The 18522-nt window shown below is 56.1% G+C and carries 18 protein-coding genes and 1 tRNA gene; 1 reads left to right on the top strand and 18 read right to left on the bottom strand.

The annotated features are described in order from the left end of the window. Positions 1 to 35: 35 nt before the first annotated feature. From ndk to trmJ, 5 genes are all read right to left on the bottom strand, one after another. The gene (ndk, locus tag ACAM27_RS10425) at positions 36 to 464 is read right to left on the bottom strand and encodes a nucleoside-diphosphate kinase (RefSeq protein ID WP_011784632.1); all 429 of its coding nucleotides are present in this window, start codon (positions 462 to 464) and stop codon (positions 36 to 38) included. 69 nt (positions 465 to 533) lie between these two features. Beyond that, positions 534 to 1682, bottom strand: a complete 1149-nt coding sequence (locus ACAM27_RS10420; RefSeq protein ID WP_222197841.1) for an IscS subfamily cysteine desulfurase — start codon at positions 1680 to 1682, stop codon at positions 534 to 536. A gap of 20 nt (positions 1683 to 1702) precedes the next feature. Then, complete coding sequence (gene iscR / locus ACAM27_RS10415; RefSeq protein WP_011784630.1) at positions 1703 to 2200, bottom strand: Fe-S cluster assembly transcriptional regulator IscR; 498 nt, start codon at positions 2198 to 2200, stop codon at positions 1703 to 1705. Between the two features lie 78 nt (positions 2201 to 2278). Continuing rightward, on the bottom strand, positions 2279 to 3058 hold the full coding sequence (cysE, locus tag ACAM27_RS10410; protein WP_014421741.1) for a serine O-acetyltransferase: 780 nt from the start codon (positions 3056 to 3058) through the stop codon (positions 2279 to 2281). Positions 3059 to 3062: 4 nt separating this feature from the next. After that, positions 3063 to 3920, bottom strand: coding sequence for a tRNA (cytosine(32)/uridine(32)-2'-O)-methyltransferase TrmJ (gene trmJ, locus ACAM27_RS10405; RefSeq protein WP_049756923.1), 858 nt, complete (start codon positions 3918 to 3920; stop codon positions 3063 to 3065). Between the two features lie 191 nt (positions 3921 to 4111). Here trmJ and ACAM27_RS10400 point away from each other — a divergent pair, with 191 nt between their 5' ends. Then, positions 4112 to 4912, top strand: coding sequence for an inositol monophosphatase family protein (locus tag ACAM27_RS10400; RefSeq protein ID WP_041654773.1), 801 nt, complete (start codon positions 4112 to 4114; stop codon positions 4910 to 4912). 76 nt (positions 4913 to 4988) lie between these two features. Here the strand turns inward: ACAM27_RS10400 and secF are convergent, their stop codons facing one another. From secF to ACAM27_RS10335, 13 genes are all read right to left on the bottom strand, one after another. Beyond that, positions 4989 to 5939, bottom strand: a complete 951-nt coding sequence (gene secF, locus ACAM27_RS10395) for a protein translocase subunit SecF (RefSeq protein WP_041654775.1) — start codon at positions 5937 to 5939, stop codon at positions 4989 to 4991. Then, positions 5932 to 7806: a protein translocase subunit SecD gene (gene secD / locus ACAM27_RS10390; RefSeq protein ID WP_369611906.1), complete on the bottom strand. Its 1875-nt coding sequence runs from the start codon at positions 7804 to 7806 to the stop codon at positions 5932 to 5934. The genes secF and secD overlap by 8 nt, the downstream gene beginning before the upstream one ends. A 92-nt stretch (positions 7807 to 7898) precedes the next feature. Further along, positions 7899 to 8261, bottom strand: a complete 363-nt coding sequence (gene yajC / locus ACAM27_RS10385; RefSeq protein WP_011784624.1) for a preprotein translocase subunit YajC — start codon at positions 8259 to 8261, stop codon at positions 7899 to 7901. A gap of 41 nt (positions 8262 to 8302) precedes the next feature. After that, positions 8303 to 9424, bottom strand: coding sequence for a tRNA guanosine(34) transglycosylase Tgt (tgt, locus tag ACAM27_RS10380; protein WP_031209823.1), 1122 nt, complete (start codon positions 9422 to 9424; stop codon positions 8303 to 8305). Between the two features lie 14 nt (positions 9425 to 9438). Next, positions 9439 to 10539, bottom strand: coding sequence for a tRNA preQ1(34) S-adenosylmethionine ribosyltransferase-isomerase QueA (gene queA / locus ACAM27_RS10375; RefSeq protein WP_014421746.1), 1101 nt, complete (start codon positions 10537 to 10539; stop codon positions 9439 to 9441). Between the two features lie 41 nt (positions 10540 to 10580). Then, a tRNA-Leu gene (locus ACAM27_RS10370) sits at positions 10581 to 10667 on the bottom strand. Positions 10668 to 10750: 83 nt separating this feature from the next. Beyond that, complete coding sequence (flgL, locus tag ACAM27_RS10365; RefSeq protein WP_014421747.1) at positions 10751 to 11983, bottom strand: flagellar hook-associated protein FlgL; 1233 nt, start codon at positions 11981 to 11983, stop codon at positions 10751 to 10753. A 16-nt stretch (positions 11984 to 11999) separates the two neighbouring features. Continuing rightward, positions 12000 to 14066: a flagellar hook-associated protein FlgK gene (gene flgK / locus ACAM27_RS10360; RefSeq protein ID WP_113879654.1), complete on the bottom strand. Its 2067-nt coding sequence runs from the start codon at positions 14064 to 14066 to the stop codon at positions 12000 to 12002. Positions 14067 to 14072: 6 nt separating this feature from the next. After that, on the bottom strand, positions 14073 to 15059 hold the full coding sequence (flgJ, locus tag ACAM27_RS10355) for a flagellar assembly peptidoglycan hydrolase FlgJ (RefSeq protein WP_014421749.1): 987 nt from the start codon (positions 15057 to 15059) through the stop codon (positions 14073 to 14075). Between the two features lie 8 nt (positions 15060 to 15067). Next, complete coding sequence (locus ACAM27_RS10350; RefSeq protein ID WP_014421750.1) at positions 15068 to 16162, bottom strand: flagellar basal body P-ring protein FlgI; 1095 nt, start codon at positions 16160 to 16162, stop codon at positions 15068 to 15070. Continuing rightward, positions 16159 to 16860 carry a flagellar basal body L-ring protein FlgH gene (gene flgH / locus ACAM27_RS10345; RefSeq protein ID WP_222533645.1) on the bottom strand — a complete coding sequence of 234 codons (702 nt, stop codon included), beginning with the start codon at positions 16858 to 16860 and terminating at the stop codon, positions 16159 to 16161. The genes ACAM27_RS10350 and flgH overlap by 4 nt, the downstream gene beginning before the upstream one ends. Positions 16861 to 16863: 3 nt before the next feature. Further along, the gene (flgG, locus tag ACAM27_RS10340) at positions 16864 to 17652 is read right to left on the bottom strand and encodes a flagellar basal-body rod protein FlgG (RefSeq protein WP_022992504.1); all 789 of its coding nucleotides are present in this window, start codon (positions 17650 to 17652) and stop codon (positions 16864 to 16866) included. A gap of 81 nt (positions 17653 to 17733) precedes the next feature. Continuing rightward, the gene (locus ACAM27_RS10335) at positions 17734 to 18486 is read right to left on the bottom strand and encodes a flagellar basal body rod protein FlgF (protein ID WP_023008193.1); all 753 of its coding nucleotides are present in this window, start codon (positions 18484 to 18486) and stop codon (positions 17734 to 17736) included. Between the last annotated feature and the right edge of the window lie 36 nt (positions 18487 to 18522).

Here is an 18522-nt window from a genome sequence, read left to right as displayed (position 1 = left end):
GGGGCACCCTGCCGGGCACCCCTGAAACAACAACCTCAGCCGCGCGGGCAGATTTCGTTGTCGTTGAAGAAATAAGCCACTTCACGCTCAGCGGAGGCAGCAGAGTCAGAACCATGGACAGCGTTGGCGTCGATGGAGGAAGCAAAATCCGCACGAATGGTGCCAGCTTCCGCTTCTTTAGGGTTGGTAGCACCCATCAGCTCACGATTCTTCAGGATAGCGCCCTCGCCTTCCAGCACCTGAACCACAACCGGGCCAGAGGTCATGAATGCAACCAGATCATTAAAGAACGGGCGCTCTTTGTGCTCGGCGTAAAAGCCCTCAGCCTGCTCCTGAGTAAGGTGCATCATCTTGGCAGCAACGATTTTCAGGTCCGCCTTCTCGAAACGGCTGTAGATTTCGCCGATCACGTTCTTGGCGACTGCGTCGGGCTTGATAATGGAGAGCGTGCGCTCGTTTGCCATGGTATTTCTCCAGTTAGTTCAGGGTTGAAAATTCAGAGGTGGGATTATACGCAGTCAGGGTGCAACTGCCTACCGCACCGAGCGAAGTCGCTCCACAACTTCAATAATCTGGGAACAGGCAAATGCAACCTCCTCTTCGGTGGTGAACCTGCCAAAGGAGAACCTGAGCGCCCGGTGAGCCAGCTCATCGCTGACGCCTATTCCTCGCAATACATAAGAAGGCTCGACCGTTGCTGAAGCGCAGGCGGAGCCCGAGGACACCGCAAGGTTGCGAAGGCCGAGCATCAACGACTCGGCTTCAACACCCTCAAACGACAGATTGACAATACCCGGCACACGATGTTCCCGACTGCCATTAAAGTGAACTCCGTCAAGCCCCTCAAGCCCGTCCAGGAACGCCGCGCGCATCTGTTCCAGTTTACTTATTTCGGCATCAAGCCCGGTACGTGCCAGCTCGAAGGCCCGCCCCATGCCCACGATCTGATGCGTGGCCAGTGTGCCCGATCGCATGCCGCGCTCATGTCCGCCGCCATGCATCTGTGCTGCAATGCGAACCTCCGGCGCTCGCCGGACATACAGCGCCCCTACGCCTTTCGGGCCATAAACCTTGTGAGCCGAAAGAGAGAGCAAATCCACCTCAAGATCCGCAACATCCACTGGCAGCTTGCCGGCGGCCTGGGCGGCATCAACATGAAACAGCACGCCACGCTTTCTCAAGCACCGGCCGATTGCGCGGATGTCGGTCAGCGACCCAAGCTCATTGTTGACCATCATCAGGCTGACCAGGGCCGTATTATCCCGAAGGGCGGATTCGACAGACTCAACGGACACCCTGCCATCAACTCCCGGCTCCAGCCAGGTAACCTCAATGCCCTGCTGCTCCAGCCACTTACAGGTATCAATGACAGCCTTGTGCTCAATGCGGGATGTCACGATATGGGGATTATCGCGTAGCTCCGCCACACCCTTGATGGCAAGATTGTCAGATTCTGTGGCTCCGGAAGTCCAGACAATCTCCCGGGGGTCTGCGTGGATCAGATCCGCCACCTGTCGACGAGCATTTTCAACGGCGGCTTCGGCCTGCCAGCCATAACCATGAGAGCGGGAAGCCGGATTGCCAAACACCCCATCCAGGGTCAGGTACTTCATCATGTCTTCAGCAACGGCGGGATCAACGGGCGTCGTCGCCGCATAGTCCAGATAGACGGGCTTTTTCATAGGCAAAAGAGGTCGGGTTATCAGGCCGTGGCCTGGTCAGTCAGTCTTTGGGTATTGATAGCGTCGGCACTTTCATCAGACTGCTTGCGGTTCTGACGATCAGCCACTTGCCGGATTTCGTGTTTGCGCATCAGATCCCCGAGACTGATTTCACTCAGGAATTGATGAATCTGGTCACTGAGATCAGACCAGAGATGGTGGGTAAGGCATTTCTCGCCGTTCTGGCAGTCACCTTTGTTACCGCAACGCGTAGTATCAAGGGACTCACTCACAGCGTCGACCACTTCGGCCACGAAAACCTCATCTGCGGAGCGGCTCAGGCGATAACCGCCACCGGGGCCGCGTACACTTACCACCAATTTCTGCCTGCGCAGTCGAGAGAACAGCTGCTCCAGGTAAGAAAGGGATATTTCCTGTCGGGCTGAAATATCCGCCAGACTCACCGGCCCCTGCCCTGCATGCAGCGCAAGATCCAGCATTGCCGTAACGGCATAGCGGCCTTTCGTGGTCAGTTTCATAACCTCAGCCCCAATGATGGGATTGAATCTCGATTCACTGGAGCGAGTATGAATTGACCAACTAAAACAGTCAAGTATTCAGCCACGCTCCCGCTCATCAGACTCATCGCGAACGCAGTCGAAATCCTCATCATGCAAGGGAGGCAGCTCGCCATTCTGATACTCGGCGTTCACCTTGCGAAGCGCCTTGCACATATTCTCAATCCGATCATCCACCGCATGCATGTGGTCCAGCAATGCCCTGACCGATCTTGCGACCGGGTCCGGCATTTCCTCGGTTACGCCGTAGGCGTCGAAGCCCATACGCTCCTCCATCTCCTTGCGGCGCACGTCGTCTTCACCTTTACGCTTGACGATGACCCTTCCCGGGATGCCTACCACGGTTGCGCCAGGCGGAACCGCCTTAGTTACCACAGAGTTGGAGCCGATCTTCGCACCCTCACCCACTTCAAATGGCCCAAGAATCTTTGCGCCGGCACCCACTACCACACCATTACCGATGGTTGGATGCCGCTTGCCCTTGTTCCAGCTGGTGCCGCCAAGCGTCACGCCCTGGTAGAGCGTGACATCGTCTCCAATCACCGTGGTTTCACCAATCACCACACCCATGCCATGGTCGATAAAGAAGCGGCGACCAATGGTTGCGCCAGGATGAATCTCGATACCGGTAAACCATCTCGCCAGCGTAGAAATCGTCCGCGCCAGCCACTTCAGCCCCATGCTCCACAGCCAGTGGGAGAAGCGATGAAACAACAGCGCGTGCAATCCCGGGTAGTTGGTTAACACCTCAAAGGTGTTCCTGGCCGCCGGATCACGGTGAAATACGCTTTTTACATCTTCCCGTAAACGCTCAAACATGACGTTATTCCTGCCCCTCATCCACGGCACCAGCCGCTGTCGTGTTCCTGCCAACCCCTTCGCGGGCAACGGTGGCCTTCTGAACCGATGTCAGAATACCCCGGAGAATATTGATTTCCATCTGGTCCAGCTTTGCCCGCTGAAACAACCGGCGCAACCGTGTCATCAACTGCCTGGGATTCTCCCGGCGGTGAAAATCCACATCCTGCAATACCTGCTCGAGATGACCGAAAAATCCTTCAACATCATTCACCGTTGCGGGCGGCACATCCCATCCGCGGTCCCCGGGTTCGACCATGGACTCAAGGTAGGGACTGCTTTCCACCTCTTCAAGCCCACGAAGATAATGCATCCGCAATTCATAACAAACCACCTGCACCGCCATTGCCAGATTCAGTGAGCTGTAGTCCGGGTTCGAGGGGATATGGATGTGATAATGGCAGCGCTGAAGCTCTTCATTGGACAACCCATTGCTCTCACGCCCAAACACCAGGGCGACAGGACCACGAGCACTGTTTTCCGCCGCGGTGACGGCAGCCTGGGGCGGGGAAATAACGGGCCAGGGAACCTTCCGCCCGCGTGCGCTGGTACCCATCACGAGGACACAGTCTGACAACGCCTCGTCAAGACTGGAAACCACCTGAGCCCGATCCAGCACATCCGACGCCGATGAAGCCCGGGCATAAGAGGCTTCGTCCGGAAACGACTTTGGGTTAACCAGCCATAGATTTCCAAGCCCCATGTTTTTCATGGCGCGGGCGACGGCGCCAATATTGCCCGAGTGGGTAGTTTCCACCAGGACGATGCGAACCTGATCATGGTAGGTATCAGTGCTTTCCACCGGCAGCGCGGGCTTGTTCATGGTCATCGGGCCTGTTACTTCAAGAAAAGTGATAAAAGAGTGGCATGATACCAGAATTACCGGCCAACCTGCTCTCCGGAAATGCCGCAACCCCGTGGTATCCGTGCTTTTGCTAAGCCAAAAAACGTACAAGGCGGGGCAGTTTTTGCTATCATGGCCGGCCTTCACACACCCGGATAATGAACACTCAGATGCAACCAGCAATTAAAATGGCCCTGCGCGTTGCCCGCCAGGGATCTGACTACCTGAAAGCCCATTTCGAGCGCCAGGAGCCTAACGGTAAGGATGAGTCCGAACGCCACCGGCAACTGGAGCGAGTGGAGCAGTCCATTTACGACAACTTCACCGAACAACTGGAAAAGGCCTACAAGGATCATGTGATCGCGCCTCTGGGCGAGTCCGACGCCGGCAACCACGATAAAAGCTGGCACATATTCCCGGTTCTCGGCCGCGACAATTTTGTGCGAGGCATTCCCGAATTTGTTCTTGCCCTGGCCCAGAAAAAGAACAACCGCACCGAAAACCTGCTGCTGGTTAACCCGATTACCGGCGAAGAGTACTCTGCCAGCCGAGGCCACGGCGCTGTCCTGAACAGCCGCCGCGTGCGCACGTCCGAAGTAAAAGTGCCCGCCAAGGCAGCACTGGCCACCAACCTCCTCGACCAGGCCCGCCAGGGCGATGACCCCATGATCTGGGGCGAGATGGCAGCCGTCCTGGCTCGCGACACCGCCATGTTCCGCACCTCGGGCTGCGTGACACTCGATATCGCGCGAGTGTCTGCTGGCCTGCTGGATGCGGCCGTGATCTTCCGACCACAGGCAGCAGATTTTGATCTCGGCGTAACACTGGCCATGGAGTCCGGCGCCCTGACCGGTGACTTCTCCGGCAACCCCGCGGTTGGAGCCGCCAGACAACTGGTCGTCGCCAATCCAAAGCTGTTCCGGGAACTGCTCAAAACGCTGCACCCCTTCCGGGGTCGACTGCCGCGTTAAGAAAGACAGGGCCACAAAAAAACCGCCACTCCTCACGGATGGCGGTTTTTTTTGTGGCCTGGAAAAGACCCGGAGCTTACATCCGGTTCAACCACTCCGGCGGCTGCTCCTCTTCTTCCTCACCGGTACCCTCTTTCGCGGGAACCATCAGATCTTCGCGGGTCACGCCCATCACCATCAACATATTCGCGGACACGTAGATGGACGAATAGGTACCGACAACGACACCGATAATCAGGGCAAGCGCAAAGTTATTGATCGCTTCGCCACCCAGGAAATACAGCGCCAACAATACAACCAGCGTGGTACCAGAAGTATTAATGGTTCGGGTAATGGTCTCGTGGATCGACTGGTTGATAATGTCCCAGGCCTCACCTACGCGCATTTTTCTGAAATTCTCCCGAATCCGGTCAGCAACAACGATGGTATCGTTCAGGGAATACCCGATAACCGCCAGCAACGCCGCCAGCACCGTCAGGTCGAAGGTCCACTGAAACAGCGCGAACACCCCCAGAACAATGATGACGTCGTGCGCCAGAGGAATCACCGAGGCGATACCAAACTTGAACTGGAAGCGCATACCCACGTAGATCAGTACCACCGCGAGGGCGATCAGCAGCCCCAGCCCACTGTCTTCTTTGAGCTCTTCGCCCACCTGAGAACCGACAAATTCAGAGCTGACCAACTCAAGGTCAGCTCCGTCCGCCGCCAGCACGCCGGCCACTTCCAGCGCCAGTTCGTCATTCCCGGCCTCTGCCATCCGGATCAGTACCGTAGTATCGGCTCCGAAATTCTGAACCGCAAACTGCTCGTACCCCGCCTCGGTAAGGGTGTTTCTGATTCCGTCCAGGCTAGGAGCTTCAGCGTATTCGAGCTCCACCGAGGTTCCCCCGGTAAAGTCCATACCCAGATTCAGGCCACGCACCCCCAACAGCGCAATGGAGGCCACCACCAAAACAATAGAAAGTACGGAAGCTATCTTCCGCAAGCCCATGAAATCAAACGGCTGCTTTTCCATATCAGGCATTTTCAAGCTTCCCCCCGATGGACAATTTCTCGACCCTGCGACCGCCATAAACCAGATTCACTATGCCGCGGCTCACCATCAGGCCCGAGAACATGGAAGTGAGAATACCGATACACAGGGTAACTGCGAAGCCCTTCACCGGTCCGGAGCCCATGGCAAACAGAATGACGGCAACCAGAAGGGTTGTGATATTGGCATCGAAAATCGACACAAAGGCGCGACCATAACCGGCATTAATGGCGCTTTGTGGCGGCACCCCCGCCTTCAGCTCTTCCTTGATACGCTCAAAGATCAGAACGTTCGCATCAACGGCCATACCCACCGTAAGAACGATACCCGCGATACCCGGCAACGTCAGCGTGGCAGATAGGATTGACATGCATGCAACCAGCAACATCAGGTTAAGCGTCAGCGCAACATTGGCCACCAATCCGAAGCCGCGGTAGAACACCAGCATGTAAAGCAACACCAGCCCGAAGCCGAGCATCACCGACATCATCCCGGCATCGATATTCTTCTGCCCCAGGCTTGGCCCGATGGTGCGCTCCTGCACAAAGTACATGGGCGCAGCCAGAGCACCGGCCCTCAGCAGCAGTGCGAGCTCAGCCGCTTCGGGGATGGAATCCAGACCAGTAATCCGGAAGCTGCTCCCCAGCGCTGACTGCACTGTCGCCAGGCTGATAATGCCTTTTTCCACGACCCGGTTTTCAGTTTCAACGATTTCTCCGTTAACTTCCCGGGTCTCGGTTTCGGTGCGGTATTCAATGAACAACACTGCCATACGGCGGCCGATGCTATTGCGTGTCGCCCGATTCATCAGGTCACCACCAACGGAGTCCATGGTGATATTGACCTGCGGCTGGCCATTCTCATCGAACGCCTGCTGGGCATTGGCAACGTTGTTACCAGTGGCAATCACATCCCGCTCAAGACGTGCGGTACGCTGTGAATTATCCCGGAAAGGAAACTGTTCGGTCTCGGCGGACGGCGCATCCTGCCGAGCTTCCATCCGGAATTCCAGGTTAGCCGTCGCGCCAAGTACACGCTTGGCCTGAGCGGTATCCTGCACACCTGGCAGCTCTACAATAATGCGGTCTGCCCCCTGACGCTGAACCAGCGGCTCGGCCACGCCCAGTTCATTCACCCGGTTGCGGATGGTGGTCAGGTTCTGTTCAAGAGCGTATTCCTGGATGTTCCGAACTTCTGCTTCGGACAGTGTCAGCGTCAGCAGAAACTCTTCACCTTCTGTTGTCTCATCCAACAGGAACTCGTTGTACTGATCGCGAACCAGCTCAAACGCCTCGCTACGTGCAGCTTCGTCACGGAAGCTCAGTACAATGCGGGCCTGATCCTCAATGTCGCCACCGCGGTAGCGGATGCGCTCTTCCCTCAGCTCTCGCTTGATCTGACCAGACAACGCTTCCAGACGCTGATTCAAAGCCGTTTCCATATCCACCTCCAACAGGAAGTGAACACCACCACGTAAATCCAGCCCCAGTTTCATTGGGCCTGCTCCAAGGCTACGCAGCCAGCCCGGCGTTGACGGCGCCATATTCAGGGCCACCAGGTATTCGTTGCCAAGAGCCGCCTGAACAGCGGGGCGTGCCCGCAGCTGGTCATCGGAGCTGGTGAGGCGGATCAGCGCGTCTCGCTCTTCCAACAGGCTTGATTTGACTTCGATGCCTTCCTGCTCAAGCTTGGCAAGGGCGCGATCAAGCACTCGCTGCTCAACTTCGGTGCTGCCACGGGCGCCGGTGATCTGGATAGCGTAATCGTCAGGGAAAAAGTTCGGTAAGGCATAGATAAAACCAATCACCAGTGCGAACACGATGACCAGGTTTTTCCAGAGAGGATACTTGTTCAGCATGAGAATCCTTCGAGCCGGCAGACGTGCCGGTCTTGGTGTTTCAGCCAGTCAGAAAATGAACAGGCGCATCATGGATGCGCCTGGAAACCAGCTCAGATGTCCTTGAGAGTGCCTTTCGGCAGAGCCGCAGCAACGGCAACTTTCTGAACCTTCATTTCAACGTTATCTGCAACTTCCAGAACAATGAAGTCGTCGGTCACTTTGGTAATCTTGCCAGCAACGCCGCCAGAGGTAACCACTTCATCACCCTTGTTCAGGCCGGACATCAAGGCCTTATGCTCTTTTGCACGCTTGGACTGCGGACGCCAGATCAGGAAATAGAAAATCAGGATGAAGCCGGCGAAGAAGATGATCTGACCCATCACGCTCATTCCCTGGGCACCCGCTTCCTGAGCCGAGGCCAGAGCAGGCATCAGAGACAGCAGACCAGCGATGAGCAATTTGACTGATTTCATTCAGGTTCTCCGTTTATTGACTGATTTAAAGCAAAATTTGTTCAGGAATCGCCCAGAGGCGGAACGGTTTCGCCCCGTAAGGCATAGAATTCGCTTACAAAGTCCGACAATGTACCTGCTTCAATGGCCCCACGCAATCCACTCATCAGGTTCTGATAGAACCTCAGGTTATGAATGGTATTGAGCTGTGACCCGAGCATTTCTCCGCACTTATCAAGGTGATGCAGGTAGCTCCTGGAAAAATGCTTACAGGTATAGCAATCGCAACGCTCGTCCAGCGGGCCGGTGTCGTGGCGGTTCTTGGCATTGCGGATTTTGACAATACCGGTGGAGGTAAACAGATAGCCATTGCGTGCATTGCGGGTTGGCATCACACAGTCGAACATATCGACACCTCGGCGCACCGCTTCAACGATATCCTCAGGGCGACCAACGCCCATCAGGTAGCGTGGTTTGTCGTCCGGCATCTTCGGCGGCAGGTGATCCAGGATCCGGATCATGTCTTCTTTCGGCTCGCCCACCGACAGGCCGCCAATGGCATAGCCATCGAAACCAATCTTTTCCAGGCCCTCCAGGGACTGATCCCGGAGCGACTCATACATACCGCCCTGTACGATGCCAAACAGCGCCGCCGGATTGCCCTCGTGGGCTCTCTTACTGCGCTCGGCCCAGCGCAGCGAGAGTTCCATGGACTCTTTCGCCTGCTTTTCCGTTGCCGGATACGGCGTGCATTCGTCGAAAATCATCACGATGTCAGAGCCCAGATCACGCTGAACCTGAATCGCGATTTCCGGTGACAGCTCGACTTTGGAACCATCAACCGGAGACCGGAAAGTCACACCCTGCTCGGTAATCTTGCGCATCTCGCCCAGGCTAAAAACCTGGAAACCGCCGGAATCCGTCAGAATTGGCCCCTGCCACTGGGTGAAGTCGTGCAGGTCGCCGTGGGCTTTGACCACTTCCGTGCCGGGGCGCAGCATCAGGTGAAACGTATTGCCCAGAATAATATGGGCACCGATTTCCTCGATGTCCCGGGGCAGCATTCCCTTTACAGTGCCATAGGTGCCTACCGGCATGAATGCCGGAGTCTCCACTACGCCTCGGGGAAACGTCAGTCGGCCACGACGGGCCTTGCCATCTTCTCCGAGTTTCTCGAAGGACATAAAACAGGATTCACTCACTGTGATTCTCCACGGGATTCGGTTTGATGTGGCTCGGCGGAATCCGTTCCCAGCATCATGCCCCGGCTGGGCTCCTGAGCGGTAAGAAACATGGCATCGCCGTAGCTGAAAAACCGGTACTTTTGCTCCACCGCCTCGCGATACGCAGACATGATGTTGTTATAGCCTGCAAACGCACTGACCAGCATGATCAGTGTGGACTCCGGCAAATGGAAGTTGGTGATCATGGCGTCCACGGTCTGGAAACGGTAACCAGGGTAGATGAAGATATCCGTATCGCCCCGGAACTCCTGCAAACGCCCTGCCCGGCTGGCCGACTCCAGAGAGCGGACGGAAGTGGTACCCACGGCAACGACCCGGCCACCCCGAGCGCGGGCCTCATTGACGGCGTTTACCGTCTCTTCCGGCACATGGGCGATTTCACTGTGCATGACATGATCTTCGATCTTGTCGACCCGTACCGGCTGAAAGGTGCCAGCGCCAACGTGCAACGTAACGTATGCAAACTCAATGCCCTTCGCTTTCAGGGCAGACAACACGACATCATCAAAGTGCAGCCCGGCAGTGGGTGCAGCCACGGCGCCCGCCTCCTTGGCATAGACGGTCTGATAGCGCTCACGATCCGACTGCTCATCTTCCCGTTCCATGTAAGGCGGTAAAGGCATGTGACCGATACGCTCGAGCACATCCAGAAACGCCTCATCCCCTTCATAGACAAAATGAAAGAGCGCATCTTCCCGCGCCAGCATTCGCAGTGCGGTTCCATCTTCCAGCAATAGTCTCTGGCCTTCCTTGGGAGATTTGGAAGAACGGGTATGGGCGAGCAATTCCTTTTCACCCAGTAAACGCTCAACCAGTATTTCAACTTTGCCACCGGTTTCCTTCTGGCCAAACAACCGGGCCGGAATAACACGGGTATTGTTGAATACCAGGAGGTCCCCGGGCTGGAGCAGATCCGGAAGGTCAGTAAATTTCAGATGACTGGTCTGGCCGGAAAGGCCGTCAAGACTGAGCAGGCGTGAGGCACTGCGTTCTTTAAGCGGATAACGGGCGATAAGCTCGTCCGGCAGATCAAAATGAAAATCGGAGACGTTCATGGGCCGGGCTATTCACGATGCCGCAGGTTGCGGCCTATAAGTGGTAGCGGCGGGCGGACTCGAACCGCCACGGGTTTTACCCCAACGGATTTTGAATCCGTCGTGTCTACCAATTTCACCACGCCGCCATCGGAGAGTGGGAGGGATTATACTGAGCCAGAGCCCGAAAGCAACCAGCCGGCAGGCAAAAATCACCCGCCGGCACAGTGAATTAGAGTCGATCGAACAGGGACAGCTGGGAAACCTGTGCAAACGACTGCTGAGCAGCCTGCAATACGAAGCTCTGGAAACTGAGGTTGCTGATGGCCTCGGCGTAATCGACATCCTGTAGCTGGGAACGAATCTCTTTGGTGTAGAGTTCCGAATCCTCAAGAAACGCGGTGGTGGATTCCACAGCGTTGAGCCGGCCACCAAGCTCGGTTTGCTTGAGAATGATCGACTCCTGGGCGTTATCGAGATTGACCAGGGTTTCGGCGATCAGCGCATCGTACTCGGCACTGCTCTTGGGCGTTGTTTTGGAAATTCCGTCCAGGCCGGCAATCAGGTTCTCGATGGTACCAAAGACAGATTGTTTATCATTCACGCCCAGCGTAAACGTATCGCCATCCTGCGCATCGTTGATTGTTAATTTCACCCCTGCAACCTGAAACTCGTCGCCAACCAGGGCGCCCGCTGGCTCAACGGCCAAAGGATAGGTGGTTCCACCTCGTGTATAGGAGGCTGATATTTCCAGGTCGCCCGCTCCATTGGCGGTGACGGCGATATCAAAATCGTCAGGCACCCTGGGGCTGAAAGCGTCTGTCATATCCTTGGGTGCAACAAACTCGAGATCGGATATATATCCATCCACAGAGGTTGATCCTTTAGCGAAAACCCCTTTGGCTACGTCTACGAAGATGCCTTTACCGTGATCACTGATGGGAACGGTCACACCGTCATCAATTTCCAGAACCCGCTGCCCTTCGTCTCCCTGGTAAACCCATTTGCCATCGTCATTCTGGGCAAAGGCGGGAGTGCTACCCTGGAAGCCACTGAAGATATACTCTCCTGACGCATCCCGGGTATTCGCAATATTGGCGAGCTGACCCAGACGCTCCTTGAGTTCGGCAGAGATGGACTGCCGATCATTGGCAGACAGAGAACCATTACCGGCCTGAACCGTCAGCTCCCTCACCCTCTGGATAATGTCCACGGCGCTGGCCAGGGTGCTTTCTTCCTGCTTCAGGCGGTTATCGGCAAGATTGGCATTCCGACCATAGGTTTCCGAACGCTGAAGCTCCTGGTCAAGCTTCAGAATGCGAGCGGCCGCCACCGGATCATCCGACGGCTTGTTCACTTTCTTACCGGTCGATAGCTGTTGCTGCGTATCAATCAGGTTGCTGTTGATGTCCTGCAGACGATTAATGCCGCCGGAGAAAATCTGTTGTGATGATATTCTGATCATGTGACATCACCTCGCCTTAACGGAAGCTCTGCAGCAACGTGTTAAAAAGATCCTGCGCCACAGACATAACCTGGGCCGATGCATTGTACGCAGCCTGGTACTGAATCAGCTTGCCAGCCTCTTCGTCCAGATTGACGCCCGAGACCGATTCTCGCTGATTGGTGGACTGCTCCAGCAGCGTTGCACCGGCATCTTTATCCAACTGGCTCTGACGGGTTTTCACCCCGATATCCTCTACCAGGCCGGCATAGCCCTCGGTAAAGTTCTGGGAACCGCCATTCAGGGTATTCTTGGTTCCAAGGGCCGCCATCAGCTCGGCGTTTCGGTTATCAGAAACGCCATTGCGGTTGAAGTCGATGGTGAATACATCACCGTCTGCGGGCTCACCTGTTATCTCGAAAACGAACCCCCGATACTGACCATTGGATTCGTCTTCCGGACGAGTACTGAAAATCTGATTGATCTTCTGGGGATCATAGACATCCGGTGTTCCATCCCCATCGTTGTCCACCGCGGCACTGGTAAACAGTACGCCGCTATCGTTGGCAACTTCATAGGTAATATTGCCCGCACCATCATTACTGAAGGTTACGGTAATCGGACCATCTGCAAACTGACCGGAATTCTGGAAGTCATCCAGCAAAGCACCGGTATTGGGATTCCGGACATTAAGCATGTTGCCCTGGTTGATCGTGCCGGTGCCCAGATTGCCATCATCGGAACTCGCACGAACGGGGCTGGCAAAAGCAAGATCCTCCTCCCGCCGAATGTTCAATTGCATGTTTTCGGCAGCATTGCGACTGGGCTGAATCAGGTACTTGTCACCTGCATTGAATTCGCCACCTTCAACACGAATGTTAAAGCCCGGCATGTTGATTTCAGACTGCACCGGATCTGGAAGCCGGCCCTGTTTGACCGTGTCGCCCGAGATGGTATCGATCAACTCGTAGCTGCGCCCATCACCACTGAACTGCAGCTCCCAGGTACCCGCCGGCAACTGGGAACTGTCGGTAATCTCAACGGCCAGTTGGCCGGTGGTGGTGCGGTCGTTATTGCCGTTCGGCACCACCCGGCTGCGTTGTACGGCGAGGCTGTTCACATCGCTGAAGAAGTTACCGCCGAGATCGCCTTCGAGGTCCATCCCGATCTCATGCTGATGGTTTATGGCCGAGGAGATGGCAATCGCCAGCCGGCCGAGCTCATCGAAGGCGGGCTTCAGGGCCATTTCATCAAAGGCACGCAAGCCACCCAGTTTTCCGCCCTGAATCTGTTCATCCACCAGCAGGGTGCGCCCACCACTGGAGAGCGTAAATTCCAGCCGCGTGGGATCTTCCGCACTGCTTCGGGTCGCAAATTCTGCGGCATTGGCGCCGGTAACCAAAGCCAGACCGTTAGACAGGGACACATTCACCTGGCTGCCTTCAACTTCCGTTACCCGAATGCTCACCAGCTCAGACAACTGGCGCAACTTCTCGTCCCGCTTATCCATCAGCTCCAGGGGCTCCTTGCCCTGGGCCAGGCCCGGAGATTCAGAAATAGCCAGGTTCAGTTCAGCGATACTCTTCAGCAGAGTATTGGCATCTTTCACGCCCTGCTGCATCTGGGTTTTTACCGATTCGCGCTGCTGGATGAACTCCTGGTTCAAGCCCTGAAAGCGATTCACCAGTTGCTGGGCTTCGCTCAGCACCAGCTGGCGTTGTGGTAACGACGTAGGGTCTTCCGCGGCATTCTGCATAGCCGAGAAAAAGTTGTTCAGAGCTTTGTTCAAACCGGTGTCTTCGCCGCCTAACAGGTTATCCAGCCGCGTGAGTTCGGCGTTGAAAGCATTCTGCTCGCCAAACAGTGTGCTGTCCTCACGTAACTGCTGACTCAGATAGGCATCTGCCAGCCGGCGGATATTAGCGACGGATACGCCACTGCCGATGGTCCCTGCACCTGTACGCCGCCCTTCCTGGGTCTCGAACTGGACCTCCTGGCGACTGTAACCCGGAGTGTTTGCGTTGGTTATGTTATTTGCAGTGGTGTTGAGCGCCGCCTGGTGCCCCAATACCCCACTCAGACCAATACCGATCAAGCCCGCCATGATCTGTTACTCCTTTACTCTGTCACTGCTCATCGACAGTGTCATCAGAGAATCACGATTCATGATCCGACGGATCTTGGCTCCGTATTCCGGATCGGTTGCATAACCCGCTTCCTGCAGTTTCTCGGCAAATACTTCTGGCTGATCTGCCGATGACAGAACATCGCGGTAACGGGGATTGTTTTGCAGGAAGTCAACGTAGTCCCGGAAGCTGGCTTCATAGTCCGGATAGGCCCGGAAATCTGCCCGTTCCTTCATCGCCACGCCACCCCGGAATTCGGTAGTGGTAATGCTCACAGCGTCACCGCTCCAACGACTGTCTGCCTTGATGCCAAACAGGTTGAAACTCGGCTGCGAACCATCACCTTTGATCATGTGTTTGCCCCAACCGGTTTCGAGCGCCGCCTGGGCAATCATCAGGCGCGGATCAATGCCGGTCTCCTTTCCGATCTGCTCTGCGAACGGCATCAGTTGCTCAACAAAATGCTCTGGCGACTCAAATACCTCCGGCAGCTTGCCGGGTTTCTGCGCTGGCTCTGCTTTTACCTTCGCAGCTACATCCGCCACCTCTGCCATTCGCTCCGGCAACTCTCTGGAAATCGCCGGCATACTGCGGTCGTAATCGGTAATGACACCCTTGTGACCCGCCAGTTTCTCTCCATCCTCACCGAGCCCCGGAATCTGTTGACTCAGTTGCCGGACCAGCGCTTCCGCCAGCCCGGTACCGGTACCACCGGCCATACTTAAGCTGATCTGGCTGTCGAACATATCCCGGTACATCTGGCTTTCATTGCTGTTCAGGTAGTTTCCCTCGGCAAATACCTCGCCTGCCTTGCGCATGGATTTGAGCATCTCTGACAGGAACAGGCTCTCGAACTGCTTCGCAACCTGCTCCAGTGCAGCCTGTTTGTCAGTTCGAGCCTGGGTCTTCAGCGCATTCAGACCACTGAAATCGGTGTAGACCTGGGCTTGCTGTAGTCTTGGATCCTGCATGGCGATACCTAGATCACAATCAATTCGGCACGAAGCGCGCCAGCCTGTTTGAGTGCTTCAAGCACCGCCATCACATCGCCTGGCGCTGCCCCTACCTGGTTTACAGCCTGAACAATTTCGTTAAGCGTGGTTGCCGGGCCGAACTGGAACATCCGTGCCGGGTCTTCCGTCACAGCGATCTGGGTATTCTGCTGAACGGCTGTATCACCCTGAGCCAGAGGATTGGGCTGCACCACCTCGGGGTTTTCCTGAATAGTCACGGTCAGGTTGCCATGGGTAATGGCAGCCGGGCTCACTTTTACATTCTGGCCGACCACGATGGTGCCGGTGCGGCTATTGATCACCACTCTTGCGGCTTCCTGAGCCGGATCGACCTCAATGTTCTCCAGAATGGACAGAAAACTGACTCTCTGTGATGGGTCCCTGGGTGCCCGCACCGATATAGAAGTGGCATCGTGTGCATAAGCCATGTCCGGGCCCAGACGACCATTGATCGCCTCAACCACACGGCGGGCCGTGGTAAAGTCGGAACGCAGCAGATTGAAGGTGATGGTATCGCCCCGGTTGAACGGCGATTCCACCTCTCGCTCAATGGTAGCGCCGTTGGGAATTCTGCCGACGCTGGGTACGTTCACGGTAATCCGGGAACCATCCTGGCCCTGGGCGCCAAAACCGCCCACCACCAGGCTGCCTTGTGCCATGGCATATACCTGACCGTCTGCGCCTTTCAACGGTGTCATCAACAAGGTTCCACCACGCAGGCTATCGGCATTTCCGATGGATGAAACCGTGATGTCCAGCTCCTGCCCGGCTTTGGCAAAGGCTGGCAAAGTCGCGCTTACGGTTACGGCCGCCACATTGGCCAGATTCGGGTTCACGCCATCCGGCAAGGTTATTCCGAACTGGTTCATCATGTTGCGGAAAGTCTGGTTGGTAAACGGCGCTTTGTCGCCGGTACCGTCAAGACCGACCACCAGGCCATAACCAATCAATTGGTTATTGCGCACACCTTTCACCTTGGCCAGGTCTTTCAGGCGGTCAGCCATCACCGGCGCCACACACAGGGCCGTAAGGGCAAAAACAGCAATCAGTTTGCGGATCATAGCGGCCACCACTCACTGTTAAAGAAGCGAGCCAGCCAGCCCATCTGGTTGGCCTGGTCAAAATCACCGGTACCGCCGTAGGCAAACCGGGCATCTGCAACACGATTGGAGGCAACGGTATTATCCGGCTGGATATCCTGTGGCCGAACCAGACCGGTCAACCGGATGTATTCATCCCCATTGGTGAGAGACAACCACTTCTCGCCGCGGACACGAAGCACACCATTAGGCAGAACCTCGGTGACTGTTACGGTAATACTGCCAGCCAGGCTGTTGCTCTGGTCTGCTTCGGCGGAGCCTTCAAAGTCCCGCTCAAAATTGGCAGAAGCGTTCAGGCCGATATTTGTCTTTCCAAAGATGCTCGGTTCAGGAATGCTCAGTTCCTGATCCTTGGTAATGGAGGTTTCAGCGTTCTTGCTGGCGCTGGTGGATTCCTGCAGCAATACCGTGAGCACGTCACCCACGTTTAGTGCCTTGGTATCGCCGTACAGATTGTAATTCCTGGACACCTGGTAAATTGCCCCGGAATCCGGGTCGCGCTGCATCATTGATTGAGCACGAACCGGAGCGTAGGCCGGATCGTCCGGCATAGCCCGGGGGCGAGACATGGCGGTGCATCCCTGCAGCACAATCAGCACACCCGCCAGTGCCAGGGTGGCCAGCCGTTCAGTGTGTAAACTGCGTTGAATGCGTTTCATGGCTTAACCGATATTGTTGGTGATGAACTGAAGCATCTGGTCTGTGGTCGAAACCACCTTGGAGTTCATTTCATAGGCACGCTGGGTCGTAATCATGTTCACCAGTTCTTCCACCACCTCTACGTTGGAGGATTCAATGGTGCCCTGTTCAATGGACCCGAGACCTGCAAGTCCGGCTTCACCTTCAGCCGGATCACCACTGGCATTGGTCTGCTTGAACAGATTATTACCGATGGCCTGCAAGCCCTGCGGGTTGATGAAGTCCACCAGGGTGATCTGCCCGAGGTTGACGGGCGCAGCCTGGTCATCGGTAATAGCGGTGACCGTCCCATCTTTGCCAATGGTCATATTGGTGGCGTTCTCCGGCACATTGATATTCGGCTGAAGCGGAAAACCATCCGGTGTGACCACATCGCCGTCGGAGTTCAGTTGAAACTGGCCATCCCGGGTATAGGCGATCTGTCCGTCCGGCATCTGAATCTGAAAGAATCCCCGACCATTCACCGCCATATCCAGAGGCTGTTCAGTTATCTGCAGGTTGCCCTGGCTGAATTGCTTGGCAGTGCCAACAATCCGGACCCCGGTCCCCAGCTGCAAACCAGAGGGCAACTGCGTGTTCTCAGTGCTCTGCCCGCCGGGCTGACGGTTTATCTGATACAGCAGATCCTGGAACACCGCCCGATCCCGCTTGAAGCCGGTGGTGTTCACATTGGCCAGGTTGTTGGAAATGGTGGACATGTTGGTGTCCTGCGCGCTCAACCCGGTTTTACTGACCCAAAGTGCTGGATGCATGGTTTTACTCCTTGCCTGCCGGTGGCCGATGCGGCGATCTTTTGCCGCTCTCCGCCAACCGATGGCGTTTGATCATCGTTATCAGAGGTTCTGCAACAGTCGTGCCGTAGCCTCGGAATTTTCATTGGCGGTCGACATCACCTTTACCTGCATCTCGTATTGCCTAGATAACTGCAGGTTGGAGATCATTTCCTCCACCGCATTCACGTTTGAACTTTCGAGAAAACCGGTGGCGACACGCATGGCTGCATCCGGTGGCTCTGGACCATCCAGAGCCTGATCCGGCTTGCGTCGAATGAACCCATCCAGACCTTTCTCAAGTGCATCTGCCGGTGGGTTGACAAGCTTCAGTCGGTCAACTTCCACTAGCTGATCCGGCGGCCCACCTACCGGCACAATGGAGATGGTGCCGTCCGAGCCAACCTGAAGATTGTCAAAAGGAGGAAGAGCCACCGGCCCACCGTTACCCAGAACCAGCTCGCCACTCGCCAGCCGCACAAGCCCGTTCACGTCGACCTGTAAGCTACCGGTACGGGTGAATACCTCTTCGCCCAGGTTGTTTTGAACGGCGAGCCAGCCACCGCCGTCTACCGCCACATCCAGCTTGCGGCCGGTCTCCATTAAAGCGCCGGGCGAGAGATCAGTGCCGGGCCGCTCGGTCATGGCGTAGGCGCGGGTGGGATGGTGCTCACCGAACACGGGCATACTGCGGGCCTGGGCAAAATCCTTCTTGAACCCGGTGGTATTGACGTTAGCCAGGTTGTTGGCATGGGCACGCTGGGCCAGCATGTTCTGCTTGGCGCCAGACATTCCAATATAGAGGGCTTTGTCCATGGGCAAACTCCTGCCGGAATTTTGACTGTTTCCAGT

It is taken from the genome of Marinobacter sp. RI1 (assembly GCF_041155085.1).
In the GTDB taxonomy this organism is placed as follows: Bacteria; Pseudomonadota; Gammaproteobacteria; order Pseudomonadales; family Oleiphilaceae; genus Marinobacter; species Marinobacter nauticus.
The sequence above is the reverse complement of the archived record's forward strand: the minus strand, read 5'-3'. Positions and strand labels throughout refer to the sequence as shown.